The 26,331-nt window shown below is 70.0% G+C and carries 18 protein-coding genes; 11 read left to right on the forward strand and 7 right to left on the reverse strand.

The genetic code is table 11. The annotated features are described in order from the left end of the window. Nucleotides 1-25 precede the first annotated feature (25 nt). Complete coding sequence (locus tag ACN27F_RS16105; protein WP_421434340.1) at nt 26-4,408, reverse strand: ExeM/NucH family extracellular endonuclease; 4,383 nt, start codon at nt 4,406-4,408, stop codon at nt 26-28. A gap of 351 nt (nt 4,409-4,759) precedes the next feature. Between ACN27F_RS16105 and ACN27F_RS16110 the strand changes: the two genes are divergently transcribed. After that, the gene (locus ACN27F_RS16110; RefSeq protein ID WP_421434341.1) at nt 4,760-6,736 is read left to right on the forward strand and encodes a PhoX family protein; all 1,977 of its coding nucleotides are present in this window, start codon (nt 4,760-4,762) and stop codon (nt 6,734-6,736) included. 139 nt (nt 6,737-6,875) lie between these two features. Beyond that, entirely contained in the window at nt 6,876-9,224 is a 2,349-nt protein-coding gene (locus ACN27F_RS16115; RefSeq protein ID WP_421434342.1) for an esterase-like activity of phytase family protein, read from the forward strand. A 44-nt stretch (nt 9,225-9,268) separates the two neighbouring features. Here ACN27F_RS16115 and ACN27F_RS16120 read toward each other — a convergent pair whose 3' ends face one another. Both ACN27F_RS16120 and ACN27F_RS16125 read right to left on the reverse strand, forming a co-directional pair. After that, complete coding sequence (locus ACN27F_RS16120) at nt 9,269-10,096, reverse strand: helix-turn-helix domain-containing protein (protein ID WP_421440250.1); 828 nt, start codon at nt 10,094-10,096, stop codon at nt 9,269-9,271. Nucleotides 10,097-10,316: 220 nt separating this feature from the next. Next, nucleotides 10,317-10,556 (reverse strand): DUF397 domain-containing protein, encoded by a 240-nt coding sequence (locus ACN27F_RS16125; protein WP_421434343.1) that lies wholly within the window; start codon nt 10,554-10,556, stop codon nt 10,317-10,319. A gap of 318 nt (nt 10,557-10,874) precedes the next feature. Between ACN27F_RS16125 and ACN27F_RS16130 the strand changes: the two genes are divergently transcribed. The 3 genes from ACN27F_RS16130 (at nt 10,875) to ACN27F_RS16140 (ending at nt 13,720) form a co-directional block, all read left to right on the forward strand. Then, a complete protein-coding gene (locus ACN27F_RS16130) occupies nt 10,875-11,135 on the forward strand; it encodes a hypothetical protein (RefSeq protein WP_421434344.1) in 261 nt (86 codons plus the stop codon). Between the two features lie 217 nt (nt 11,136-11,352). Then, a complete protein-coding gene (locus ACN27F_RS16135) occupies nt 11,353-12,552 on the forward strand; it encodes a hypothetical protein (protein WP_421434345.1) in 1,200 nt (399 codons plus the stop codon). Then, on the forward strand, nt 12,545-13,720 hold the full coding sequence (locus ACN27F_RS16140) for a 4-hydroxybenzoate 3-monooxygenase (protein ID WP_421434346.1): 1,176 nt from the start codon (nt 12,545-12,547) through the stop codon (nt 13,718-13,720). The genes ACN27F_RS16135 and ACN27F_RS16140 overlap by 8 nt, the downstream gene beginning before the upstream one ends. Here ACN27F_RS16140 and ACN27F_RS16145 read toward each other — a convergent pair. Further along, nucleotides 13,702-14,658, reverse strand: coding sequence for a 50S ribosomal protein L11 methyltransferase (locus tag ACN27F_RS16145; protein WP_421434347.1), 957 nt, complete (start codon nt 14,656-14,658; stop codon nt 13,702-13,704). The two genes, ACN27F_RS16140 and ACN27F_RS16145, sit on opposite strands and share 19 nt — an antisense overlap. Nucleotides 14,659-14,740: 82 nt before the next feature. Between ACN27F_RS16145 and ACN27F_RS16150 the strand changes: the two genes are divergently transcribed. Genes ACN27F_RS16150 through ACN27F_RS16170 form a run of 5 tightly spaced genes read left to right on the forward strand, consistent with a single transcriptional unit; the run spans nt 14,741 to nt 20,392 of the window. Then, nucleotides 14,741-15,931 carry a nucleotide disphospho-sugar-binding domain-containing protein gene (locus ACN27F_RS16150; protein WP_421434348.1) on the forward strand — a complete coding sequence of 397 codons (1,191 nt, stop codon included), beginning with the start codon at nt 14,741-14,743 and terminating at the stop codon, nt 15,929-15,931. Nucleotides 15,932-15,939: 8 nt separating this feature from the next. Continuing rightward, nucleotides 15,940-17,598 carry an FAD-dependent oxidoreductase gene (locus tag ACN27F_RS16155; RefSeq protein WP_421434349.1) on the forward strand — a complete coding sequence of 553 codons (1,659 nt, stop codon included), beginning with the start codon at nt 15,940-15,942 and terminating at the stop codon, nt 17,596-17,598. Between the two features lie 38 nt (nt 17,599-17,636). Beyond that, nucleotides 17,637-19,076 carry a sensor histidine kinase gene (locus ACN27F_RS16160; protein ID WP_421434350.1) on the forward strand — a complete coding sequence of 480 codons (1,440 nt, stop codon included), beginning with the start codon at nt 17,637-17,639 and terminating at the stop codon, nt 19,074-19,076. A 15-nt stretch (nt 19,077-19,091) separates the two neighbouring features. Beyond that, nucleotides 19,092-19,526: an NUDIX domain-containing protein gene (locus tag ACN27F_RS16165; RefSeq protein ID WP_421434351.1), complete on the forward strand. Its 435-nt coding sequence runs from the start codon at nt 19,092-19,094 to the stop codon at nt 19,524-19,526. Next, nucleotides 19,523-20,392, forward strand: a complete 870-nt coding sequence (locus ACN27F_RS16170) for a DNA adenine methylase (protein ID WP_421434352.1) — start codon at nt 19,523-19,525, stop codon at nt 20,390-20,392. Before ACN27F_RS16165 ends, ACN27F_RS16170 begins: the two co-directional genes overlap by 4 nt. Nucleotides 20,393-20,432: 40 nt before the next feature. Here the strand turns inward: ACN27F_RS16170 and ACN27F_RS16175 are convergent, their stop codons facing one another. Beyond that, complete coding sequence (locus ACN27F_RS16175) at nt 20,433-21,302, reverse strand: SDR family oxidoreductase (RefSeq protein WP_421434353.1); 870 nt, start codon at nt 21,300-21,302, stop codon at nt 20,433-20,435. A gap of 122 nt (nt 21,303-21,424) precedes the next feature. On the opposite strand from ACN27F_RS16175, the gene ACN27F_RS16180 reads away from it, so the two are divergent. Next, nucleotides 21,425-21,880, forward strand: coding sequence for a winged helix-turn-helix transcriptional regulator (locus tag ACN27F_RS16180; protein WP_421434354.1), 456 nt, complete (start codon nt 21,425-21,427; stop codon nt 21,878-21,880). A 131-nt stretch (nt 21,881-22,011) separates the two neighbouring features. Here ACN27F_RS16180 and ACN27F_RS16185 read toward each other — a convergent pair whose 3' ends face one another. Together ACN27F_RS16185 and ACN27F_RS16190 are read right to left on the reverse strand one after the other, a co-directional pair. Continuing rightward, nucleotides 22,012-22,776, reverse strand: a complete 765-nt coding sequence (locus ACN27F_RS16185; RefSeq protein ID WP_421434355.1) for a DUF5995 family protein — start codon at nt 22,774-22,776, stop codon at nt 22,012-22,014. A gap of 291 nt (nt 22,777-23,067) precedes the next feature. Continuing rightward, on the reverse strand, nt 23,068-26,163 hold the full coding sequence (locus ACN27F_RS16190; RefSeq protein ID WP_421434356.1) for a helix-turn-helix transcriptional regulator: 3,096 nt from the start codon (nt 26,161-26,163) through the stop codon (nt 23,068-23,070). Nucleotides 26,164-26,331: the final 168 nt, after the last annotated feature.

Here is a 26,331-nt window from a genome sequence, read left to right on the forward strand (position 1 = left end):
TTGCGGGCTGAACCGACTGTCCGGCTTAGAGCCTGGCGCACTGCCCGGAAACCGGGCCCTGCACCGTGTTGGGTCGATCCTCGTCGGTCGGCATCGGGCTGTTGCCCTGGCAGTGCAGCGGACCACGGATCGTGTTCCCGGCCACCACCACCGGCGACTCGTCGTGCTTGTTGTTGACCAGGTTCACCGGGCCGGAGATGTCAGCACCGTCGAGGCGCAGACCACCGTCACCGCCGGTGACCTCCAGCGGACCCCGCAGCGTCACCCCGAGCAGGGTCACCGCCCCGGTGGCCCGCAGCAACGTCAGCGGACCCGAGACGCTCGTCCCGGTGAAGCTGACCGACTCCGGGCGGTTCGCGGTGACCGGGCCGTTGATCGCACCGTCGGTGGCCAACAGCACCGAGCCCGGGCGGACCGTCACCGGACCGTTGACCGTCGCGTCCTCCAGACAGTAGGTCATCCCGGCCTTGACGATCAGCGCGCCGTCGTGCTGACCAGTGACGGTCACGTCACAGGTCGGCTCCGGGTAGCCCACCGCCGACCGCGATTCGGGGTCGGCGGTCACCGGCGAGTTCGCCGCGAAGTAGTCGACCAGCATGGTCAGATCGTTGTCACCGGTGGTCATCGTGTCGGTGCCCTCGGTCAGGGCAGCGAAGTTGTCGCCACCGGCGGCCAGGAACGAGTTGACCGTCAGCCGGTAGGTCCCGGTCGGCGAGATCGGCTCGCCGTCCAGGCTCATCGAGGTGATCCGCTCGCCCTGTGGTGCCTCCGGGTCGTACGTGTAGAAGAAGCCCTCCGACACGCCGAGCCACAGCAGCGGACGGGACGCCCCGGCGGGCTGCCACTGCTGCTCCAACACCCGTTTGATCTGCGCACCGGTGTAGGTCCGGGTCACCACGTCGTTGGCGAACGGCTGCACCGCGAACGCCTCGGCGTAGGTGATCACCCCGTCCTCGCCGTACAACAGGTCGGACCGCAACCCGCCCGGGTTCATGAAGGCGATCTGCGCGCCGCCCCGGCCCGGTTCCCGGGTGCCCGCCAGCTGTACATCGGCGATGAAGTTGCCCAGCACCGATTCCTTGCCCCGGTCCTCGTTGCCGTTGGTGAACGCCCGGGTGATGTCCTCGGTGACCGAGCCCAACGGCTGCTGGCCGAGCACCTCGGCGTTGGCCTTGGCCGTCGCCACGATGTCGGCGACCTCCTGGTTGACCGGCGTGCCGATCACGTCGATCAACTCGACGGTCTCGGTGCTGATCTCACCGGACTCGGTGTCCACCTGCAGCACCACCCGGCCGACCTTCTCGCCGTAGTCCTCGGCCTGCAGCACCGGACGGGTCTTGTCGGTGCCGGGCACCGGCACCTCGAAGGCGTACGGCTGGTGGGTGTGCCCGCTGAAGATGACGTCGATCTCCGGGACCGTCCGGGTGAACGGGCCGAACACCGGGTCGCTCATCAGCGCCTCGGGCGAGTCGATGTTCTCCGTGGCCGCACCCTCGTGGGTGAGCAGCACCACCACGTCCGCCTCGCCGTTGCTCTCGTCGCCGTCCTTGAGCGCGGTGGCCACGAGGCTGGCCTCGGCCGCCGCCGGACGGAAGGTGAGCCCGGCGATGCCGTCCGGGCTGACGATCACGGCAGTCTCCTCGGTGACCACGCCGATGTAGCCGACCCGGATTCCGCCGATCTCCTGCACGTGGTAGGCCGGCAGCGCCCGGTCGTCGTCGCGGTACACGTTGGCGCCCAGGTGCGGGAAGTCCGACCGTGGGATGACCCGGTCGGTCAGATCCGCCATGCCCTTGTCGAACTCGTGGTTGCCGACCGCGGTCACCTCCAGTCCGGCCGCGTTGAGCGCGTCGAGGGTCGGGTTGTCGTCGTCGATCGCCGAAATGAACGTCGACGCCCCGATGTTGTCCCCGGCCGAGACGAACACGGTGTTCGGGTTGGTCGCCCGGTACTGGTCGACCAGCCCGGCGACCTGGGCCGCGCCGCCGAGCGGCTGGCCGTCGACGGTGCCCACCGGTTCGAGCCGGCCGTGGAAGTCGTTGATTCCCAGCAGCTGCAGCTCGACCGGGCCGTCGGCGCCGGTGTCCAACCCGATCACCATCGGATTGTGATCACTGGCCCGGTACGGACCGGGGTCGAAGAAGGTCGGGAAGCCGTCGTACTGGAAGGCGTACGACTCGACCGCGTTGATCTGCCAGACGTCGGCTCCGGTGACCCGGGTCGCCAGCGACGGTGACGCCAGCGCGTGGTCCAGCGAACCCGACTCGCCGGCGAACACGTACGTCGTCCGACCGGTGTCGTTGAGGTCGGCGTAGTCGGCGTCGTAGAGGATCCGCATCGGATCCTCCTGGCTGTACGAGTTGAAGTCCCCCAGCAGCAGCACGTCGTCGCTGCCACTGTCGTCGACCAGCTGGTCGACGAAGTCGATCAACGCGGCGGCCTGCCGGGTCCGGTCACCGTTGTACGCGCCCTGGCCGTCGCCGGCGTCGACGTTGTCGCCGGTCGGCGGCACCGAGGTGCTCTTGGACTTGAAGTGGTTGGCCACCACGGTGAAGGTCAGCTCACCGGCGGTGAAGGTCTGGGCGATCGGCTCCCGGGCGTTGAACCAGACGGTCTCGTCATCGACCGACCGGGGCGGCCCGACCGGAGTCACCGCGCCCGGCTTGAAAATGATCGCGTTGCTGATGAAGTCCTGCTCCGCCGGGGTGGGCAGGTCCGCCGGGGAGCGGACGTAGTCCCAGGTCCCGGCTCCGTCAGCGGCGTTCAGGGCGGCGACCAGCCGGGTGAGCGCCTTCTCCGGTTCCATCGGCGCGAAGCGCACCGAGTTCTCGATCTCCTGTAGGCCGACGACGTGCGCGTCCAGGGCGGTGATCGCCGAGACGATCTTGGCTTCCTGCTTCGCCAACGCAGCCTCGTCGGCCGCTCCCCGGGCGTCGCCACCGAAGTGGACGAAGTAGTTCAGCACGTTGAAGCTGGCCACCCGGATGTCACCGCCGACCGCGACCGGCGTGGCGGTACGTGGGTTGGTCACCTTGAACGTGGTCCGCTCAGCGGCCGGGGTGTCCGCGCTGACCGGCAGGGTCGGCTGCAGCCGCCACTCGTCGAACCCGTAGGACAGCACGCTCGGGCCGAACGCGTCGACCGAGTCGCCCACCCGCAGCGGCTGGTCCGGCGCGAGGTACGGCGGGGCGATGCCGGCACTGGACAGGTTGGTGGTCCGGCCGTCGTCGACCAGAATCCGGTGCACCAGGTTGTCGGCGGCGATCTGCTGGGCCTGTGAACTGCCCGGCTCGGCCACGTCGGTCGGGATGACCGCCGGCGAGTCACCGGCGGTGAGCACGACCTCGCCGTACCGGTTGGTGTTGTAGACCTCGGCGACGGCGTACGTGCCGACCGGGGCCACCAGCATGGACTCGACCGATTCCCGATCGGTGGCGGCCAGCGGCAAGGTCAGCGGTACCGGTGCCGGTAGCGGATTGTCCCGGTCGCAGATCTGTACGTCGGCGCGGGCACCGATGCTGACCTGACTGAGACCGAAGTACTCACCGGCGGTGCCGGTGACCCGCACCCGGTCGCCGATGGCAACCGGTGGGTGGTTGGCCGCGTTGCTGGTCAGGTAGACGAAGATCCCGTCGCTGGCGGTGCCGGCGCCGACCGCGCGGTCGCCCCCGGTGCCCGGGGTCTGCAGGTAGATCCCGTTGTAGCCGCCGACCCGGTGGTCCGCGGTGACGATGCCTTCCACCGTCACCTGGTCGCCGGCGAGCGGCGTGGTCGCCCCGGTGCCCTGCACCGCCGCGATGCTGTGCGTGACGTCGACGTCGCAGCCCAGCTCGGGGTCGGGATCGGGGTCGCCGCCACCGCCGTTGCGGGTGCCGAAGGTGTTGGCCGCCGGACCTTGCCAACTGCCGTCGATCTGCTGCAGCGAGTGACCGACCGGGGTACTGGAGGTCTCGGCGACCCCGATGTCGACGCTGGTCCGGCCGTCGGCCGGGCCGCCCACCGCGGTCAGGGTGCCTTCGTAGCTGAGGAATTCCTGGACCGCGCCTGACGGGTCGACCAGCGCGATGCCGTCCGGCGATCCGTTCTGCACCCCATCGGTCGGGTATTCGGCGACCATGACTCCCGCGGCGGGAACGGTTCCGCCGAGGGTACGGGTACCGTAGACGGCTCCGTTCGCTCCGTTGTAGAGGACGATCTGCCAGTCGGTCAGATCGAAATCGATGGGTGCTTCGATCTCGATCGCTTCGCCGGTGTCGGTTCCGGCATTGTCGTAGTGGATTTCGCTGATAAATGGGGCATCGGTCGCCGGTGCGGCCATGGCCGCCGCGCCGCCGGTGACGCTCAGTGCACCAGCACTGAGGACCGCGGTGGCGACTTTCCATCCGGCTATGCGTCTGTTTTGGCGCATGTAGGCGTTCCTCCGGTGAGAGGGCGAGTCAAATCAATCTAGGAGACGCCGGTGTCGAAGCCCAGACGGGCAGGGGGTGACTCGTTAAACACTGAGGTCTCGTTACCTATTCGTGACAGTGCAGACACCGACGGCACTTTGTATCAGACGTCGAGCGTTCATCTGTACGTCGCCGAAAGGTCGCTCGCATGTTCGCGGGCGGTCCCGGTCGGCTGCCTACGGTCCCGGGTGCCAGCGATGCCGTCCAGCCCGGACCGTCCTGGCAGATCCGGTCCGGCGTCGCGCGCGGATAGGTCGCGCGTGGATGCGGTACGGACCGGGCGGCCCGCTTCCGACCGAGCGAGGATCGACATGTCTATCGACCATGACAATCACGTCCATACCGACCCGGACGACATCAGCTCGAACACATCCGGCAACCGGCCGTTCCGTGAAGTGCTCGCCGCCCGCGCCGGGCGCCGGGACATCGTCCGCGGCGGCACGGTCATCGCCGCCGCGGCGTTCCTCGGTGCCGCCGCAGGCACCCTCGGTGCCGACGCGCCGGCCAGCGCCGGCGGCAACGGTCATGGGCAGGGGCACGGGCACGGCAAGCCCGATCGGCCGAGCCGGCGTGGACTGCTCGGCTTCGACCCCGTACTGCCCAACACCGACGACGCGATCACCGTCCCCGCGGGCTACACCGCCGACGTGCTCATCCCGTGGGGCACCCCGCTGCGCAGCCGGGGTCCGGCCTGGCGCGCCGACGCCACCAACACCGCCGCCGAGCAGGCTGAGCAGGTGGGCAGCCACCACGACGGCATGCACTTCTTCCCGCTGGGTCGCGGCCCGCTGGGCAGCCGGCGTGGCCTGCTGGTGCTCAACCACGAGTACATCGACCGGACCCTGCTGTACCCCGACGGCGACGCGGAGATGACCCGGGAGAAGGTCGACAAGGCGCTGGCCGGCCACGGGGTCAGCGTCGTCGAGGTGGAACTGTCGCGGGGCAGGTGGCGCAACGTCGACTCGCGGTTCAACCGCCGGGTCACCGGCACCACCCCGGTCGCCTTCTCCGGCCCGGTGTCCGGCCGGCACCCGGCACTGCGCTCGAACAACTCCCCGATGGGTACGTTGAACAACTGCTCGCACGGAGCCACCCCGTGGGGCACCTACGTGGCCTGTGAGGAGAACTGGAACGGGTACTTCGGCACCGAGGACCCGCAGTGGTCGCCGACGCCGGAGCAGGCCCGGTACGGCGTGAACGCCGCCGGATTCGGCTACCGCTGGCACCTGGCCGACCCGCGCTTCGACGTGGCGCGCAACCCCAACGAACTGAACCGCTTCGGGTGGCTGGTGGAGATCGACCCGATGAACCCGCGGTCCACCCCGGTGAAGCGGACCGCGCTCGGTCGGTTCAAGCACGAAGGCGCCACCTTCTGGGAGTCGCGTGGCCGGGTCGTCGTCTACAGCGGCGACGACCAGGACGGCGACTACCTGTACAAGTTCGTCGGTGACGGTTCGTGGCGGATGCAGCGGGCGCTGGGCCGCAGCCCGCTGGACCACGGCACGCTCTACGTCGCCCGGTTCGACGACGACGGCAAGGGTGTCTGGCTGCCGCTGAAGCACGGCAAGGGTCCGCTGACCAGGGCGAACGGCTGGCAGGACCAGGCCGACGTGCTGCTGCGTACCCGGGAGGCGGCCGACGCGGTCGGCGCCACCCCGCTGGACCGTCCGGAGTGGGTGGCGGTCAACCCGAAGAACAACGACGTCTACCTGACCCTGACCAACGGCACCGGTTGGCCGGGTGAGGTGAACCCGCGCACTCCGAATCCGTACGGCCACATCATCCGCTGGCGCGAGCGCGGCTGCGACAACACCGCGACCACCTTCGAGTGGGACGTGTTCGTGCTGGCCGGTGACCCGGCGTACGACCCGCAGGTGCAACTCGACGAGACGAACATCTTCGGCTCGCCGGACGGGATCTGGTTCGACGGTGACGGGCGGCTGTGGATTCAGACCGACGTGTCGAACTCGACGCAGAACCGGGCGGACCGTGGCCACGACAACATCGGTAACAACGCGATGCTGGCCGCCGACCCACGTACCGGGGAGATCCGGCGGTTCCTGGTCGGCCCGCGTGGCGCGGAGATCACCGGGGTGGTCACCACCCCTGACCAGCGGACCATGTTCATCAACGTGCAGCACCCCGGCGAGTCCACGACGTACTGGGGCACCCCGACGCCGGAGAACCCGCGTGCGGTGAGCAACTGGCCCGACTTCGACCCGGCCGGCCGGCCCCGGTCGTCGACCGTGGTGATCCGCAAGGCCGACGGCGGTGTCATCGGCACCTGATCCCCCACCCCATCCATTCTCTGCGCACTATCCGAGCCCGGCGCACGGGCTCCGGGAGCCGCGGCCGATCTCGCCGACCGGCCGCGGCTCCCGTCGTTCGCGCTACGGCCCCATCCCTCGAACGCATCGGAGTATCGACATGCGCACCAGACAACACCCAGCGGTGGTGGCCACCGCCGCTGTCCTGTGCGCCGCCGTCGCGCTGACCGTGGCGGTGCTCGGCGGCGCGGCGGCCGGCCATCGAGACGGCAAGCCCGGCGGGTCCGGATCCGCCGCCTTCGACCGCACCGCCACGTACCCGGTCTTTCACAACAGACCGGTCGGCGAGGATCCGACGACCGAGACCGTGGCCGAGATCTCCACGGTCAGCCCGGACGGCCGGACGATGATCTACACCGACGCCGCCGGTCGGCGGATCGGGTTCCTCGACATATCCGATCCGCACGCGCCTCGTGGCCTCGGCACTTTGTCGCTGGCCACGCTCGGCAACGCCGAGGACGAGCCCACCTCGGTCGCGGTCCTCGGCCAGTACGTGCTGATCGTCGTCAACACCAGCGCCAGCTTCACCGTGCCGTCCGGCCGGCTGGACGTGGTCGACCTGGCCACCCGTAGCCGGGTGCGCAGCATCCCGCTGGGCGGTCAGCCGGACGCCATCGAGGTCAGCGACAACGGCCGCTACGCGGCGATCGCCATCGAGAACGAACGGGACGAGGATGCCACCCCACCCGGCGGCGACGAGGGTGATCTGCCACAGCCGCCGCCTGGTTTCCTGCAGATCGTCGACCTGACCGGACGGCACCCGAGGGGATGGTCGACCCGCGCGGTGTCGCTGACCACCGCCGATGGCAGCGCCCTGCCCGGCCTGGTCGCCGCCGGTCTGGACACCCCGGCCGACCCGGAGCCGGAGTACGTGTCGATCAACAGCCGCGACCAGGCCGCGGTGACCCTGCAGGAGAACAACGGAGTCGTGCTGGTCGACCTGCGCAGCGGCCGGATCACCAAGGTGTTCAGCGCCGGAACCGCCACGGTGACCGGCATCGACACCGACGACGACGGCGTGATCGACCTGACCGGCGCGATCACCGACCTGCCCCGGGAACCGGACGCGGTGGCCTGGATCGACGACCGCTACCTGGCCACCGCCAACGAAGGTGACTGGAAGGGCGGCACCCGGGGCTGGTCGATCTTCGACAGCCGGACCGGCCAGGTGGTCTGGGACGCCGGCAACTCGGTCGAGCGGCTGGCGGTGCGCTACGGCCTGCACAACGACAACCGGGCCGACAACAAGGGCACCGAGCCGGAGGGCATCGCGGTAGCGACGTTCGGCCGTACCCGATACGCCTTCGTCGGCTCCGAACGGAGCAACTTCGTCGCCGTCTACGACCTGACCAGGCCGACCAGGCCGGTGCTACGCCAGGTGCTGGCGGCGACCAACGGTCCGGAGGGGCTGCTGGCGATCCCGTCCCGTGGGCTGCTCGCGGTCTCCAGCGAGGTCGACGACGCCGATGCCGGGGTACGCGCCGCGGTCAACCTGTTCCGGCTGGGTGCGGGGACCCCGTCGTTCCCGACGCTGGTGTCGCAGACCGACGGCTGGGGCACCGACCGGTCGCCGATCGGCTGGGGCGGGCTCGGTGCGCTCAGCGCCGTACCGGGCAAGCGACACCTGCTGTACGCGGCGAGCGACGCGCTCTACTCGCCGGCCCGCATCTACACCATCGACACCCGGCACAGCCCGGCGCGGATCATCGACGATCTGGTGGTCCGGGACGCGACCGGTGATCCGGCCGGCTACGACGCCGAGGGTCTGTTCGCCCGGCCACAGGGCGGATTCTGGCTGGTGTCGGAAGGGGCGACCGGCGACGCCAACCGGTTGATCCGGCTGGACTCGTCGGGTCTCACCCGGCAGGTCGTGGCCCTGCCGGACGAGGTGGCGGCCGGGCTCGGCAGCCAAGGACTGGAAGGGGTGACCGCGATCACCGACCGACGTGGCCGGGAACAGGTCTGGGTGGCGTTGCAGCGTGGCGTGGCCGGCGATCCGACCGGGGTGGTCCGGCTCGGCCGCTACGACGTGTCCGGCGGCGACTGGTCCTGGTTCGGGTATCAGTTGGAGAGCACCGAGGTCCCGGGTGACTGGATCGGCCTTTCGGAGATCACCGTGCTCGCCGACGGCCGGCTGGCCGTGATCGAACGGGACAAGCTGGCCGGACCGGCCGCCCGGATCAAGCGGATCTACACCGTCGACGTCCCGCGTACCGACCCGGCACCAGGCACACTGCCGGTCCTGCGCAAGCGGTTGGCCCACGACGTCCTGCCGGTCCTGGCGGCCGGCAACGGCTGGACCCAGGAGAAGCTGGAAGGGCTCACGGTCGGTGGGGACGGCCAGGTGTACGTGGTCACCGACAACGACGGGGCACAGGACGCCACCGGCGAAACCGTGTTCCTACGGCTGGGCTCGGTGTACCGGGTCTTCGGTCGGCACGGCCGGTAGCCGGGCGCAGGCCGAGCCGTCGGCTAGTCGAACTCGCGCAGGATCTAGTCGAACTCGCGCAGGATCTGGTGCAGCAGATCGGTGGTCCGCGACGGCGGCTCGGCCTCTACGCAGAGCCGTTCCATCGCGGCGGCGTAGTGGTCCACGTCCTCCCGCTTGTCGAGGTAGAGCGCGCTGGTCAGTTGCTCGATGTAGATGATGTCGGGCAGGTCCTGGTCGGCGAAGCGCAGGATGGTGAACGCACCGCCGGCGGCGGCGTGGCCCCCGGCATCGAACGGGACGATCTGCAGACGCACGTTCGGTAGCTTGGTCGATTCGATCAGTGCCATGATCTGCTCGCGCATCACCGCGCTGCCGCCGATCGGGCGGCGCAACACGGCCTCGTCGATGACCGCCCACAGGTTGGGCGGTTGCGGCCGGCGGAGCAGTTCCTGACGTTCCATGCGCAACTCCACCCGGCGTTCCACCTCGTCCGCCGGAGCCCGCCCGTGCCCGAGCAGGACAACCGCGCGTGCGTAACCGGGGGTCTGCAACAGCCCGGGAACGAACTGCACCTCGTAGCTGCGGATCATCTTCGCAGCGGCTTCCAGGCCGAGGTAGGACTGGAACCAACTGGGCAGGATGTCGCCGTACCGGTGCCACCAGCCGGGTGTGTTGGCCTGCCGGGCTAGGCCGAGCAGGGCAGAGCGCTCCCGCGAGTCGGTCACTCCGTAGAGGGTGAGCAGGTCGGTCACGTCCCGCTCCTTGAACCCGACTCGCCCGAGTTCCATCCTGCTGATCTTGGATTCGGAGGCCCGGATGTGCCATCCGGCGGCCTCGCGACTCACCCCTTGACTTTCCCGCAGCCGCCGAAGCTGTGCGCCGAGCAGCATGCGTAGCACGGTCGGGCCGGTCGCCGAGCCGCCATCTGGTTGGGCTGTCATCGTCACCCACCGACCTCCGGACACCCTGTTCTCCACGGCTGCTGCTCTTGGCGAGTAAGCATGCCATGACCTGAGGGTGATCTCTAAGATCGTCGGGCCGGCCGACATGGTGGACCCGCGATTCGCCGGCCGAGGACCGCCTCGGGATCAGGCCTCGGCGCGATCGATGCTAGCGAATCAGGTTGTCGAAGTCACCGTCACGGGCACCGAGGATGAAGGCCTCGATCTCCGCCAAGGTGTAGATCAGTGCTGGTCCGTCCGGATGGCGGGAGTTACGCATGGCCACGCCGGTACCGCCGGGCAGGGGGGCCAGTTCCACACAGTTGCCGCTCGGGTTGCTCCGACCGCTCTTCTGCCAGGCGAGGGCTGGCAACTCGGTACCGGGCACACCGTTCTCCAACTCATACATTCACGAGGTCCAAACCGGACATATGATGCGATTTCCTTCTGGCGCGCAGGGGACGTCGGACCTTGCGGCGAACGAGCCAAATGCACGTGCACTTGCTCTTGCGCCTGCAAGGTATAGCGAGCATGATAGCGCACGTGAAGTTGTATCCAGCGGTTCACCGATCGTGATGGAAAATCGGGCATTCGTTGACTTACAGCTCGATAATGCGAGCGGAGATGTGGAGTTTTGCACACAGAGAGTGATCACATCACCAGCCACCTCGCCGCGCCGGACCCCGTCCGTCGACACCGCGCGCAACAAGACAGGAGGGCGATGAGCATGCCGGCTCCCATCCTCAACCCAAGCCAACGTGACCCTCGCGACGTCGACCCGACCGACCACTACCATCCGGCGGATCCGGTCTGGGTCTACCGGGGTGGCACCTGGTGTGCCGGAGTGGTCGAGACGGCCTCGGCCGGTGCGGCGACCGTCACCTACCGTCCCAGCGGGTCACGCGGGACCGGCGTGGACACCATCACCGCCCCGTACGTCTTCCCCCGGATGGAGACGGATCCGATGCTGGACAAGGCCAAGCGCTGATCACCGGGCACCTACCAGGATCGTCGTCGGCGCACTCGCGCTGACCGGTCGTACGCTTCCGCGCCATCGCCGACCGTCGGCGACGGTGCCACCCCGACGTCGCCCCATCCGCGCGTCGGCTCGTCATACGGGCCATCCGCGAGCGGTCCCGACGTCGGGGCGAACGGGCGTTGACGTGCCTAAAGTCGTCACCAGTAGGCAGGTATCCAAACAGGGATTGACAGCGATCACCGTTGCCGCAAGAATTTGCGGCATTGTGGATCACCGGCGGACGGCGAAATTGCCGGTCCGTCGGCACGGAATCGCACCAGAATATCTGCCCGGAAAGCCACAGAAGGGCCGCCCTGTGTCTGATGGCGAGTTGTGCCTGCCCTATCCTGACCTGCTGCCGACGAGTCGACAGCAGGTCCGCCGGGACTTCACCGGCCGCCGACTGAGCCGAGCGACGGAAAGCCTTGCGCAGCAGGGTGATTCGGCACTCTCTGCTCTCGCCTATGGAGAGTCCGACGAGTCACCTGACACCCGTCCGGCAACCGGCCAGCGAGAACATCCGGCCGAGCTCGACTACCAGGAACACGACCGCTACTTCCACGTGCGACGCACCCGGAATATGCCAGGTGTCGCCTTTATTACCGCATTGGCAATGATGCACCGTGCGGTTCTCGACAATGCACGAGACTGTGGATTGTCGCAGCTCAGCAGCGAATCTCTGCCGCAACTGTCCGCAGGATGGGAGACCCTGCTGCGCTACGGGGCCCCGGCGGAGAACGGGCCAGCCGAGCCAGCCGTGACCGAGCCAGCCGTGACCGAGCCAGCCAGGGCCGAGACCGCGCAGACCGGCGCGACGGAAGCGGCGGCCCGCCGGTGGCTACTCGGCCACCAGTACTTCTTCGCGCTGATGCAGGGCACGATCGTCGGGCTCAACTGCTTCATGCAGGCAAGCGCGAGTGGCGACGAGGCCGACGCCGACGCCGCGCTGGGGGTGGCCGCCGCTTTCATGCGCAGCTCTGCCGCGGCCTTCCGGTTCACGTGCGACTTCGCCCCGGTCGACTATGACCGGCTGATCCGCCCGGCGATGGCACCACCGGCGGTACGGCCCGGCTTCAGCGGCCTGCAGACCCGGGATCACGCGCACCTGATGGGCCTGTTCGGCGAGGTACGCCTGATGCGAGCCAAGATCGGCGGAGACCGGGTCGGTCCGGCGTTCGAGCGGTTCGCCGACGCGACCGTCGAGGCGTACGAAGCGCACGAACTGATCTGCGCCCGCTTCGGCGGCAACGTGTTGCCCAGCCTGCGCATGGCGGCCCGCTCCGGTGGCCGCAGCGTTCAACCGGGAGTACAGGTGGTTCGCCAGATGATGCGGGCACGGCTGCTCGCCCTCGGCTGTCCCGCCGGAGGCGGTGCCGTCGATGAGTGACCGGACCCAGGTCGGGATCATCGGTGCCGGACCGGCCGGGATGCTGCTCGCCGTACTGCTGCACCGGGCCGGCGTCAGCTGTGTGGTGTTCGAGCGCCGGGACCGCGAGTACGTCACCAGCCGCGCGCGAGGTGCCACCACCGAGCACCGGGTCGTCGAGTTACTCCGCCGGCACGGGCTGGCCGAGAACCTGCTCGCCACCGGCGCGGTGGAGGACGCGGTCGAGTTCCGGTTGGGCGGCCGGCGCTATCCGGTCCACTACGAGCCGCTCGCGGCCGGCCGCAGCCACTACATCTATCCGCAGCAGTTCCTGGTGCGCGATCTCATCGATCTTTATCTCGCCGAGGGTGGCGACCTGCGGTTCGAGACGCCGGTCGCGGCGATAGACGACGTCACCGGTGCACCCCGGATAGTGTTGGCCGACGGGCGCGGGGAGTTGTACTGCGAGGTGGTCGCCGGCTGTGACGGCGAGTACGGCGTGGCCCGCGCCGCCGTCCCGGCCGGTGCCCTGACCTGCGTCGACTACCAGTACGACTACGCCTGGCTGTCGGTGCTGGCGCAAGCACCGCCGTCGAGCGACTGCGTGATCAACGCGATGCACGAGTCCGGTGCCTGCGTGCACGTCCGGCGTACCCCGACGGTGAGCCGGTTCTACCTGCAGTGCGGACGCGACGAGACCCGGGAGCACTGGCCGGACGAGCGGATCTGGAAGGAGGTACGGCTGCGGCTCACGCTCGACGAGCCCTGGACGCTGCACACCGGGCCGATCACCGCGACCGGCACCGTACGGATGCGCAGCCTGGTCTGCAGCCCGATGCGATACGGCTCGCTGTTCCTGGTCGGCGACGCCGCGCACATCGTGCCGCCGGTCGGCGGCAAGGGCTTCAACCTCGCCCTTGCCGACGCCGAGGAGTTGGCGCTCGGGCTGATCGAGCAGTTGCGCGACGGCGACCGTCGGCGCGCCGACTCCTATTCGCAACAGCGGCTGGCCCGGATCTGGCGGGCACAGGAGTTCGTACACTGGATGATGGACCTGGTCAACACGCCGGGACACGGCACCTCAGCCGCGCCGTTCCTGCACCGGGTGCAGGCCGCCCGGCTGGCCCGGCTGATGGACTCACCGGCCTACCTGGCGGCCTTCCTGGAGGACTACGTGGGCTGGTGGTGACGCAGAATGTTCGTCGTACGCCACCGGCCGGCTGTTTCGAACACCACCTCCTGTCCCTCGGCGACCAGCTGTGGCACCGCGAGCGGGCTGTACGACTCACTCGTCCACAGCGGTACGTCTGCGTAACGCAACTGCTGGGTCCAGATCACTCCGGTGAGCCGGCCCGCCGCGGTGGCGGTCAACCGCACCTGCCCAGGGAACCCGTCGAAGCCCGGTGCCTGGTAGTCGACGGTGGTCCAGTCGGTGGTGCCGGTGAGCAGGCGGACGTCACCGCGTGGGAAGCGCAGTGCGCCGGATCGGGTCGGCGACCGCCAGGCGTGGGCGACGCCCTTGGCCGGGCGGGCCGAACGCATCGCGACGCCGTCGGCGACGGCGTCGATCAGCGGCGCGAAGTCCCACCCGTACGCACCGTGCAACGCCTCGCCGGCCTGTGCCAGGTCGGTAAGCTCGGTCGGCAGGTCCCAGTCGAGGCGCTCGCACCCGGTGGCCCGGTAGCACACCTCACCGGGCATCACCCGGCAGTCGGGCGTGCCGAACCGGCGACGCAGGTCGATCACCAACCCGGACCGGTCCTCGTCGAGCAGCGGATTGTTGGTGTGGATCATCGCGATCAGCACGTCGAAGCGCCCGCCGAGGTCGGCCGGGTCGAGGTCGGCAAGATCTGCCTCGACGAAGGTGATCCGGTCGGCGAAGCCGTTGTGGGCGGCGATCCGTTCGGCCGTCTTGACATGGTGGCGGTCCACGGCGACCACCTCGGTAGCGCCGGCATCGGCGGCGAGCAGGGCGAGCAGTCCGCTGCCGGTGCCGGCGTCGAGCACCCGCGCGCCAGGCTTGACTGCGGCCCGGACCGCCCGCGCAACGTTGTGACCTCGATCGATGCTGAGCAGCAGCCGCAGGTGTAGATCCGGGGTGAACGGGATGTCCGTCGGATTGGCCACCGGCCAACCTCCAATCTAGCCAAAGTGGTATTAATGTGGATAAATTATCCACTGTCCACAGGGGTGTCAACCGGAGGTAGCCGTGCGTATACTGTTCACCAGTCCACCGGGCGCAGGGCATTTCTTCCCTACCGTGCCGCTGGCCTGGGCGTTGCGGTCCGCCGGCCATGATGTGCTGGTCGGCACCACCGCCGAAGGCGTTGCGGCAGCGGCCACGGCCGGGCTGCCGGTCGTCGACGTCGCGCCGGGCGCGCCGATCAACGCGGTGTTCGGTGCCGGCGTCGGCACCCGGGCCGACCGGGCCCGCCGGATGCGCGAACGCGGCCGGCGTATCGCCGCCGCCGGCGACCGGATCGACCCGCTGCTGCTGGAAACCTTCGGCCGGGTGTCCGACCTGATGGCCGATGGCACCGTAGCGCTCGCCCGGTGGTGGCGGCCGGACCTGGTGGTGCACTCCCGGCTGCACCCCGCCGGCCTGCTGGCCGCCCGTGCGGTGCGGGTGCCGGCGATCGAGCACGGCTTCAACCTGTTGCGGGAGGCGGAGCTGGCCACCCGCTTTCTGCCGTACCTGGCCACGGCATACCGACGACACGACGTACCGCTGGAACTGCCCGACCGGATCGTGTTGCACCTTGCACCGGACGAGCTGATGTCCGGTGGCGGACCCGGCTGGCCCATGCAGTACGTGCCGTACAACGCCGGTGGCGCCCTGCCCCCGTGGCTGCACACCCCGCCCGGGCGCCCCCGGGTACTGATCACCCTGGGCACCGTGGTGCCCGCCCTCGCCGGATTCGACGGCCTGCGCTCCACTGTCGAAGCGGCGGCGCACGTCGATGCAGAGTTCGTCCTGGCCGCCGGCGATCAGCCCGACCTGGCCGTGCTCGGGAAACTGCCACGCAACGTCCGGGTCGCCGCGGGCTGGCTGCCCCTGCAGCCGGTGCTCGCCGGTTGCGCCGCGGTGGTGCACCACGGTGGCTCCGGCACGATGATGACCGCGTTGAGCAGTGGCGTCGCCCAACTCGTCCTGCCCCATGGCGCCGACCAGTTCGCCAACGCCGACCAGATCACCCGTCATCGGCTCGGCCTGTGCTGCGCGCCCGCAGAAGTGACCCCACGGGTGCTTGACCAGGTACTGGCCCGTGACGTCCCGACCAGCGGGGTGGCCGCGGCCGCCGAACGAATGGCCGAACTGCCGCCACCGGCCGAGATCGCACTGCGGCTGGCGGCGGCCGACCGACTGGCCGGCGGCCGGCACCCCGCCGGAGTGCTTTGATTGGTGCCGTGACCAACCCGGCGATCCTCACCGTCGACGACGATCCCTCCGTGTCCCGCGCGGTCGCCCGCGACATCCGGCGCCGGTACGGCGACCGGTTCCGCGTGGTCCGCGCCGGTTCGGGCGAGGAGGCGTTGACCGCGCTCAAGGAGATCAAGCTACGCGACGAGCGGGTGGCGTTGCTGCTCGCCGACTACCGGATGCCGGAGATGAACGGCATCGAGTTCCTGGAAGCAGCGATGGACCTGTTCCCCCAGGCCCGGCGGGTGCTGCTCACGGCGTACGCGGACACCGACGCGGCGATCAACGCCATCAACGTCGTCGACCTGGACCACTACCTGCTCAAGCCGTGGCACCCGCCGGAGGAGAAGCTCTATCCGGTCTGCGACGCGCTGCTGGAGGACTGGCAGGCCACCCCGGCCGCGGTCGAGGACGAGCTACGGGTCGTCGGGCACCGCTGGTCGGCACCATCGTTCGAGATCCGGGACTTCCTCGCCCGCAACCTCGTACCGTACCGCTGGCTACTCGCCGACGACCCGGAGGCGCAGCGCCTGCTCACCGCCGCCGGTGCCGGCCCGGCCGACATCCCGGTGGTGGTGTGCCCGGACGGTGCCGTGCTGCGCAGCCCGAGCCAGGGCGAGCTCGCCGGGCACGTCGGCCTGCGCACCACCGCCGCCCACGAGTTCTACGACCTGGTGGTGGTCGGTGCCGGACCGGCCGGCCTCGGCGCGGCCGTGTACGGCGCCTCGGAAGGGCTGCGCACCGTGCTCGTCGAACGCCGGGCCACCGGCGGGCAGGCCGGACAGTCCAGCCGGATCGAGAACTATCTCGGCTTTCCCGACGGCGTTTCCGGGGCACAGCTCACCGATCGGGCCCGCCGTCAGGCGCTGAAGTTCGGCACCGAACTGCTCACCACCCGCGACGCGGTCGGGCTCAGCACCGCCGGCAACACCCGGCTGCTGCATTTCACCGACGGCAGCACCATCGCCGGGCACGCCGTGGTGCTCGCCACCGGGGTGTCGTACCGGCAGCTGGACGCCCCGGGACTGGCCGACCTGACCGGGCGCGGGGTGTTCTACGGCTCGGCGGCGACCGAGGCACCGAACTGCCAGGGTCAGGACGTCTACATCGTCGGCGGTGCGAACTCGGCCGGGCAGGCCGCGGTCCACTTCTCCCGGCACGCCCAGCGGGTGCACCTGCTGATCCGCGGCGGCGACCTGGCCCGGTCGATGTCCCGTTACCTGATCGACCAGATCGAGCGAATCCCCTCGATCGAGGTTCATCCGCACACCGCGGTCATCGGCGGCACCGGCAACGGGCACCTGGAATCGCTGGCCCTGCAGGACACCCGTACCGGCGCCACCCGTACCGCCGAAACCGCCTGGCTGTTCGTGTTCATCGGGGCCGAGCCACGTACCGACTGGTTGGACGGTGCCGTGTTCCGCGACGACCGCGGTTACATCGTCACCGGCCCGGACCTCACCCCTGGCGGGCGGCGACCGCCGGGCTGGCCGCTGCCCCGCGACCCCTACCTGCTGGAGTCCAGCGTTCCGGGAGTGTTCGCGGCCGGCGACGTGCGTGCCGAATCGGTCAAACGGGTCGCCTCCGCCGTCGGTGAGGGCGCTCTGGTCGTCACCCTCGCCCACCGCTACCTGGCTGCGCAATGACGGCGGAATTCCCCGCCCCGCCGGTGGTTTCCCCTGGTATGGATGCGCAGACCACCGGGGCGGACGGCGACCGGCTCGACGCCGCGGCGCTGCGCGGCCTGTTCCTGTTCGAGTCGCTGACCGACCAGCAGCTGGCTCGGATCGCCGAGCTGGGTCGGGTCCGCCGATGGACGACAGGGCAGACCGTCTACGCCGAGGGTGAGCCAGCCGAGTGTTTCTTCGTCCTGCTCGACGGCGCGATCACGCTCAGCCGCCGGGTCCACGGCACCGAGGTCGAGGTCACCCGCAGCGAACACCGTGGCGCGTACGCCGGAGCCACCCAGGCGTACGCCGGCGACCGGATGCAGCAGGTCTACCCGAACACCATGCGGGCGGTGCGCGACGTGGCGCTGCTGGCGTTGCCGGCGCGGGAGTTCGCCGCCGCGATCCGGCAGTGGTTCCCGATGGCGATGCACCTGCTCGACGGGTTGTTCGTGGCGATGCGCACCACGCAGACCGTGGTCGGCGAGCGGGAACGGCTGACCGCCCTCGGCGCGCTGACCGCCGGGCTGACCCACGAGCTGAACAACCCGGCCGCCGCCGCGGTGCGCGCCACCGCGGTGCTGCGGGAGCGGATCGCCGGGATGCGGCACAAGCTGGCCATGGTCGCCGACGGACGGCTGAACGGCCCGCAACTGCGTCGGCTGGTCGGCCTGCAGGAGACCGCGGCGCAGCGGGCGACGAAGGCGCCGACGCTGTCGCCGCTGCAGATCAGCGACGCCGAGGACGAGCTGGCCGACTGGCTCGACGCGCACGACGTACCGGACGGTTGGGAACTGGCCGCCACCCTGGTGGCCGGTGGATTCGACGCCGCCGGGCTGGACGAGGTCGCGGGCGCGGTCGCGGCGGCCGACCTGTCGGCGGCGGTACGCTGGATGGCCTACACCGTGGAGACCGAGCTGCTGCTCGGCGAGATCGACGACGCGGTCGGCCGGATCTCCGGTCTGGTCGGCGCGGCCAAGCAGTACTCCCAACTGGACCGGGCCCCGCACCAGACGGTCGACGTGCACGAACTGCTGGACGCGACGCTGGCCATGTTCAACGGCAAGCTGGCACCGGGGGTTGCGGTGCGACGCGAGTACGACCGGGAGTTGCCGCCCGTTCCCGCGTATCCGGCCGAGCTGAACCAGGTCTGGACGAACCTGATCGACAACGCCCTCGCGGCGATGGGCGACAGGGGGGTGCTGACCGTGCGCACCGCGCGGTCGGACGACTGTCTGGCAGTCGAGATCGTCGACACCGGTCCCGGGATCGCGCCGGAGGTCCGGCCACGGATCTTCGAGCCGTTTTTCACCACCAAGCCGATCGGCGAAGGCACCGGGCTCGGACTGGACATCTCATACCGGATCATCGTCAAGAAGCACGGTGGGGACATCCGGGTGGAATCGGTTCCCGGGTCGACCAGCTTCCAGGTGCGGCTCCCGCTGGCCGGCGGCTAGCCGCACACTGGACAGGTGGCTGACGTCGCGGGAGTGTTACTAGTCGATCAGGCAGGTGCCATCCTGCTGCAACTGCGGGACGGGCAGGCACCCAGCCACCCGCACACCTGGTGCGTGCCGGGCGGGCACTGCGAGCCCGGCGAGACCCCGGAGCAGACCGCGTTCCGGGAGCTTGCCGAGGAGACCGGGCTGCGGCCCGAGCGGGGTCTGCGGCTGTTCTGCCGGCAGGAGCTGGCCCCGGGCCGGGTCGGACACTACTTCTACGGCACCACCCGGGCCCGACAGCAGGACGTGGTGCTGGGCGAGGGTGCCGCGATGCTGTTCCTGCGGCCGGAGCAGATCACCGACGGCCGGCCGCTGGCCCCGGGATCGGCCGGCCTGATCGCCGAGTTTCTCGCCTCGTCGCACTACGCCTGGGGTGCAGCCGCCGCGTATCATCTGCGCCCATGATCCAGCCTGGCGTCAGGTCGAGGCGCCCGGACCGGGCGGAGAGCAGATCGTTTCTCAAGTGGGCGGGCGGCAAGACGCGGTACGCCGGTACCATCGTGGCCGCCGCGCCCGGTTTCACCGGCACCTACCGGGAGCCGTTCCTCGGCAGCGGCGCGGTCTTCTTCGAGCTGTCGCCCGAGCGGGCGGTGCTCAGCGACGCCAACCCGGAACTGATCGTCTGCTTCCAGCAGGTGGCCGCCGATCCCGAGGCGGTGATGCGGCGGCTCGACGAGCAGCCGAACACGCCGGAACACTTCGCCGCGATGCGTCGTCGGTCACCGGCCGGTTACTCGGACCTGGAGCGGGCGGTCCGGGTGATCTACCTGAACAAAACGGCGTTTCGTGGGCTGTGGCGGGTCAACCGGCGGGGTGAGTTCAACGCGCCGTACGGCGCGTACGACCGGCCGTACTACAACCGGCGGGTGCTGCTGGACGCCGCCGCCGCACTGGCCGGCGTCGAGTTGCGGGTCGGCGACTTCGCCGCGCAACTCGACGAGGCCGTACCCGGCGACTGGGTCTATCTGGATCCGCCGTACGTGCCCTCGGGAGGCTGGGCGGACTTCAAGCGCTACACCCCGAACCAGTTCGGCGAGGCCGACCACCTGCGGTTACGTGATGCGATGGGGCGCGCCGCCGGCCGAGGTGTCTGGCTCACCCTGACCAACAGCGACACCCCGTTCGTTCGCGACACGTTCGGCCGGGACTTCGTGCTGACCCGGATGGCGACCCGGCGGGACATCAACCTGCAGCCGGCCAAGCGCGGCAGCTGGGACCTGCTGATCACCAATTACGAACCACCCGCCACGATGGTGCGGCCGGCAGGTTGACCCGGCGCGGCCACGGCCGGCCGCCAGCAGTCTCCGGGGCTCAGCCGACGATCGCGGTCCGGACCGCGTCGGCCAGGGACGTGGTGGGGCGGCCGATCAGCCGGCTCAGATCACCGCTGTCGGTGGTGAGGTCGCCACGGGCGATGCCGACGTCGGAGGCGGCGAGGGCGGCGGCCATCGGTTCCGGCACGCCGGCGTCGGTGAGCGCTTTGGCGTACACGTCGGCCGGCAGATCCTGGTAGGTGATCTCGCGCCCGACCTGCCGGGAGATCTCGGCGGCCAGCTCGGCGAGGGTGAACGGCTGGTCGCCGCCGAGTTCGTACACCGTGCCGGCCGGGCTGACCGGTCCTGCCGCGGTCAGCACGGCCACCGCTGCCGCGGCGAAGTCGGCCCGGGTGGCGGCGGCGACCCGCCCGGTGCCGGCGGACCCGATGACGCTGCCGGTGGCGAGCGCCTGCGGCAGTCCGGCCTCGGTGTAGTTCTCCAGGTACCAGCCGTTGCGCAGGAACACGAACGGCAGGCCGGACTCGCGGATCATGTGCTCGGTGGCAAGGTGTTCCTCGGCGAGCGGGACGCTGCTGGTGTCCGCCTTGAGGATGCTCGTGTAGGCGATCATGCCCACGCCGGCTGCCTGAGCGGCCTCGATCACGTTGCGGTGCTGCGCCCGCCGCTGGCCGACCTCGCTGCCGGAGATGAACAGCAGCTTGGTCGCGCCGGCGAGGGCCACGCCGAGCGTGTCCGGCCGGGCGTAGTCGGCCTGGCGGACCTGGACACCACGGGCGGTGAAGGCGGCCACCTTCTCGGGGGTACGGGCCACAGCGGCGATCTGCTCGGCCGGCAATCCGCGGTCGAGCAGATCGGTGAGGACGAGGCGGCCAAGGTGACCGGAGGCAGCGGTGACGGTGATCATGTCGGACTCCCTGGTACATGGGTATCTGCTGCCCACAAGACTGCACTAACTTTTCGGAAGCGCAAGCATCTGGTGAGTGTGATCACTCCCCAGGCACTCACCGGCCGACTACCCTGGTGGTCATGGCCAGCCGGTCCCCCACTGCGATCAGCGCCGACGCGGACGGACCCGCCGCCGGACCGAAGTCGGTGCCCGGACCCGACCCGGATCCGGTGGACACACTGGTCGCCGACGTGTTCGCACGAAGCTGTCCGTCCCGCAGCACACTAGAGCATATAGCCGGCAAATGGGGCATTCTTGCGCTTGCCGCACTCCTCGACGGCAGCTACCGGTTCAACGCGTTACGCCGACGGGTCGACGGGATCAGCGAGAAGATGCTCGCCCAGACCCTGCAGGTACTGGAGCGGGACGGTCTGGTGGTCCGTGACGTCCAGGCCACCATCCCGCCCCGCGTCGAGTACAGCCTTACCCCGTCGGGCCGACGCATCGCCGGCAAGCTCATCGAGCTCATCGAGTTGGTCGAGGCCGAGATGCCGGAGGTGCTCGCCGCGCGGGCGCGGGCCGGCGACGTCCGCTGACCGACACATGACCGACCGGCAACGTCCGACCACCGACAACGCCCGACCACGACAACGCCCGACCACGACAACGCCCGACCACGACAACGCCCGACCACGACAACGCCGCCGACCGGCGATGCCGCCCCGGGCTATTGCAGCAGGCTGGCGGCTGGCGAGAGCAGCGCCCAGCCGATGAAGGCGGTGTGCCGGTCCAGCCGTACCCGCTCCCGATCCATGAACTCGGCGTCGTCCCGGCACGGCCACATCCTGGTCGCGTCCCGCCAGGCGACGTCGCGGGTGAACTCGACCAGGTGATTCTGGTACCAGTCGTCGAGGTTGCCGTTGAGCCTGTCGACACAGATCTGCCACGCGTTGAGGTAGCTGCGCCGCAGTTCGGGAATCCGGTCGAAAAAGATCTCGTTGATGTGCTGGTAGTCGCGGTGCTGCTCCTCGTTGTCCGGCCCGGACCCGAGCTTCGCCCAGGTGTTCAGCAACGCGAACGGCAGGTCGTAGTTGATGTGCGCGTTGACTCCGGCTGCGGCCGACGGCAACGAGCGTACGCTTTCGTCGCGCAGTCTGCGGAACAGCACCTGCCAGGCCATCGGGGTCTCGGACCGCCTGCCCCAGCACCGCATCGCCTCGAAGTAGCGCTCGGCGAACTCGATGTCGAGCAAGGTGAGGAAATCCGGATCGGAGAACGCACCGGCGTCGAGACGTTCCTGGATAGTCTTCGTGATCACCCAGTAGAGGTGGTTGAAGTCGGCCACCGGGTTGGCGTCGTCATCCGGGGTGGCCGCATTCAGCAGATCCTGCAACGCGTCGAGATCCTCGACTACGCCGGCCACGTCCGTCGGCCGGTGACTGAGGATCGCCATGATGTCGTCGTGTACGTGGCCCCAGCGGAGTTCAGGCATCGGACACCTCCGTCTGCAGTGGTCAATGGGTCCTGGGACCCTCGGGGTGTGCGCCGCGCCGGTAAGGGGTGAAGCCGCCGGCAGGCCCGTTCCAGATTGTCAGGCGACACCCAGCGTGAGGTATCCGCGCAACGACGCCTATCGACTCACCGAACCCGGCACGCCCAGCTGTGCTGTTCTCGGGCAAGCGTCGTCGACCGGACGGCGGCGGCCGTCCGGTCGACGACGGCAACCGACCGTACTGGTAGGTAACCAGTCGGATCTCCGCCACCGGCCGGGGTACCACCGTGGTCAGCTTCGGGGCTGGTTACGCATGAACACCCGGGTCGCCTCGACCCGGGTCTTGACCTGCAACTTGTTCAGAATGTTCGACACGTGTACGCCGACCGTCCGCTCGCTGATGAACAACACTTCGGCGGTGGCGCGGTTGGTCCGTCCCTCAGCCACCAACTCCAGCACCTGACGTTCCCGTTCGGTGAGTACGGCCAGTTCGTCGCGGCCCCCGCCGACGAACGCCCGGCTGGTCCGCCCGGTGACCGTGGACCGGTCGACCCGGTCGTTGCCGAGTGCCCGGACCACCCGCTCACTGACCGTCGGAGGGCTGGTCAGCCCGGTGCGCAGGGTCACCGGCTCCTTACTGTCCACCTCGGGCATGGGCTCCGGCTCGCCAGCGGTCAACACGATCCGCGCCCGCGCGGCGAGCGCCTGGATCTCCTCGGTGAACGGACGGGCCCCCAACCGGCGGGCGGTCCGGTACGCCGACTGCAGCGCCCGGGTGGCCTCGGCGTTGCGGGTCCGGACGGCGTACAATGCCTCGGCCTGACGCAGCCGCGCGTACGCCGCCGGGTACGGATGACTGCGCCGCTCCCACACCTGGGCGGCCCGGTCCCACAGCACCGGATCGGACGCGCCGTCGATCCGGCTGATCTCCGCCGCGCACAGTTCCCGGTAGCCGATCACCGCATCGCGTACCGGCGCCGCGGTGTCCGTGGTCGCGCTGCGTTCCATCCGCTCGACCACCCCGACGAGACGCTGCACCGCCTGCGGATCCGTCGGCACCCCGGCGGACCGGGCCTCTGCCTCGGCCCGCAGCCCGTGCCAGACCAGCGGCGCCTGCAACCAGACGTCGTCCGAGCGGCTCTCCGCCAGGTCGATGCCCTGTTGGACGGCCTCCCGCGCCTCCGGATGCCGGCCGCGCCACATGGCCAGTCCGGCACGCAGGGTCAGCAACGGCAGCATGTGGCGGACCCCGCCGCCAGCGGCCAGCAGAGTCTCGATCGCCTCCAGGTCGGCTTCGGCACCGTCGAGATGCCCGAACCCGACGTGGATGCGGCAGCGGGCCAGCAGCAGTTCGACCGCGTCCGCGCCGGACGGGCGCTGCCGCAACGCTGCGGTGATCACCTCTTCCGCCTCGGCCCACCGGCCGAGGCGGAACAATCCGTTGGCGGCGGCCGCGAGCAGCCGCGTGCCGTACGTACGGGCCAGCCCGACCCGTTCGGCCCGCTCGGCGCCCTGGCGGGCCACCGCGACGCCTTCCTCCAACTCGTTGAGCGGCCCGCTGAGCAACTCCGCCAACTGCAGGTCGGCCATGGCCATATCCTGCGGGCCACCGGCCGATTCTGCGGTCCGGCGGGCCTGGCGCACCGCCTCCTTGCCCGCCTCCGGATCGTTGAGGTACGCCTGGCTGTAGCCGAGCGTCACCCCGGCCAGCACCATCGCCGACGCGCAGTCCGCAGTCCCGTCCGCCAACTGCAGCGCCTCCCGGGCCCGCCGACCCGCGTCGGCATAGCGGCCGAGCTGCAACAGCAGATCGGCCGAGTGCGCAGCGGCGGCCACCCGGTCCCCCGGCGGCACGTCCATGGCGGCGAGCGTGCGCTCGTACTCCCGCTCCGCTTCCACCAGCTGGCCCACCGCGGTCAGATAGCGGGCCCGCAGCGTGTACAACCACGACGGCGGGGGCCCGAACAGGTTGGTGGCCAGTTGCTCCAGCAACGCCAGGGCCCGTTCGTGCTCGCCACTGCGGTGCGCCGCCTCCGCCGCCCGCCGGCCCAGCGCGGTCGCGTCGAACTCGACCAGCCACGACGGCGGCACCTGGTTGGCCAGGTCGACCGCGCTGGCCCAGTGCTCGAACGCCTCGCTGAAACCGTACAGCCGCTCGGCCTCCTCGGCCGCCGCGACCATCGCCGGCAGGGCGAGCGTCGGCTCGCCCGCCTCCCGCCAGTGGTAGGCCAGCCGGGCGTGCTGCAGGTCGCCGGTCGGCCCGGCGGCCAGGGTCTCGGCGTACCGGCGGTGCAGCCGCACCCGCTCGCCGGGCAGCAGCCGTGGCTGCAGCACCTCGCGGAGCAGTGGGTAGCGGAACCGGTAACCGTCCGTCTCGGACAACAGCACGCGCTGCCCGACCGCGTTGCGGACCGCCTGCAACAGCCGCTCCTCCGCCAGCTGCACCACCCGGGCCAGTACGTCGTGCGCGACCGGCTCCACCCCGGCGGCGACCGCGTGCGACACCAGCTGCGCGTCCGCCGGCAGCGCGTCCACATGCGCCAGGGTGATCTCCCGCAGCGTTTCGGACAGCCCGACCCGCCCGTCGCGGGCGTCCCGGGCCAGCTCCTCAGCGACGAACGCCACCCCTCCGCTGCGCCGCCACACCGAGTCGGCCAGGTCCGGATCGGGGTGACCGGCGGCGACCTGGCCGACCAGCTGAGCGGTCTCCGACCGGTCGAGCGGGCCGAGCTCGAGCACGTGCACACCGCCCGAACGCGACCGTGACCGGCGCAGTTCCAGCAGCATCCGCCGGATCGGGTCGTCGCCCCGCAACGTCTCGGTACGCGCCGCGCCGAGCAGCAGCAGCCGTACGTCGCTCAGCCCGGCGAGCAGGTAGAGCAGCAGGTGTCGAGTAGTCAGGTCGGCCCACTGCAGATCGTCGACGACCAGCACCAGCGTGCGGCCGTCGGCCACGGTGACCAGGCCGCGGGAGATCCGCTCCAGCAGCGCACCCGCCCCGTCCGGATCCCGGCCCTCGCCGTCGAGCACTCCGAGCAGCTCCCGTACCGCCGCGCTGGGCAGCGCACCAGCCCGTCCTGATTCAGGTTGATATCGCCGCAATGCTTGACGTAGTGGGTGTAAAGGGGACGCATCACCAATGTCCAGACATGCCCCAGACAACACCAGAGCACCCGCCGTACGCAGCCGATCGCTGGCTGCGCTGAGCAGACGCGTCTTGCCGATGCCGCTCTCGCCCATCACGAAGACCGCGGCCGTGTCCCCCCGCTCGACCCTGAGCAGCGACTCATGCAGGACACGTAGGTGTTCCTGTCGCCCGACGAAGGGAACCTCGTCCGGACCCCAGGTCCATGAGCCGCCAACCTGTGACTGTGTCAATCCGATCACCGACATAAAGGGTGGGAGTATCTGACATACGTCGTTCTACAGATCCTAGGGCGACGCTGCGCTGGAACCGTTTCAGCCATCCGTTCCTTACGTAGGTCCGCACGGACCGGACCGGTTCCACCCCGGAGCGGATTCGGGCACCGCCACAGCGCAGGAGGCGATCATGAA

Source organism: Solwaraspora sp. WMMB335, from assembly GCF_049179075.1.
Classification (GTDB): Bacteria; Actinomycetota; Actinomycetes; order Mycobacteriales; family Micromonosporaceae; genus Micromonospora_E.

Excerpts from the sequence above, each read along its gene's own strand:
- ACN27F_RS16120 (WP_421440250.1), bottom strand. The coding sequence starts at position 10,096 with ATGCTGCTCGGCGCACAGCTTCGGCGGCTGCGGGAAAGTCAAGGGGTG.
- ACN27F_RS16105 (WP_421434340.1), bottom strand. The coding sequence starts at position 4,408 with ATGCGCCAAAACAGACGCATAGCCGGATGGAAAGTCGCCACCGCGGTC.
- ACN27F_RS16125 (WP_421434343.1), bottom strand. The coding sequence starts at position 10,556 with ATGTATGAGTTGGAGAACGGTGTGCCCGGTACCGAGTTGCCAGCCCTC.
- ACN27F_RS16115 (WP_421434342.1), top strand. The coding sequence starts at position 6,876 with ATGCGCACCAGACAACACCCAGCGGTGGTGGCCACCGCCGCTGTCCTG.
- ACN27F_RS16185 (WP_421434355.1), bottom strand. The coding sequence starts at position 22,776 with ATGCCTGAACTCCGCTGGGGCCACGTACACGACGACATCATGGCGATC.
- ACN27F_RS16175 (WP_421434353.1), bottom strand. The coding sequence starts at position 21,302 with ATGATCACCGTCACCGCTGCCTCCGGTCACCTTGGCCGCCTCGTCCTC.
- ACN27F_RS16170 (WP_421434352.1), top strand. The coding sequence starts at position 19,523 with ATGATCCAGCCTGGCGTCAGGTCGAGGCGCCCGGACCGGGCGGAGAGC.
- ACN27F_RS16180 (WP_421434354.1), top strand. The coding sequence starts at position 21,425 with ATGGCCAGCCGGTCCCCCACTGCGATCAGCGCCGACGCGGACGGACCC.
- ACN27F_RS16160 (WP_421434350.1), top strand. The coding sequence starts at position 17,637 with ATGGATGCGCAGACCACCGGGGCGGACGGCGACCGGCTCGACGCCGCG.
- ACN27F_RS16140 (WP_421434346.1), top strand. The coding sequence starts at position 12,545 with ATGAGTGACCGGACCCAGGTCGGGATCATCGGTGCCGGACCGGCCGGG.
- ACN27F_RS16110 (WP_421434341.1), top strand. The coding sequence starts at position 4,760 with ATGTCTATCGACCATGACAATCACGTCCATACCGACCCGGACGACATC.
- ACN27F_RS16130 (WP_421434344.1), top strand. The coding sequence starts at position 10,875 with ATGCCGGCTCCCATCCTCAACCCAAGCCAACGTGACCCTCGCGACGTC.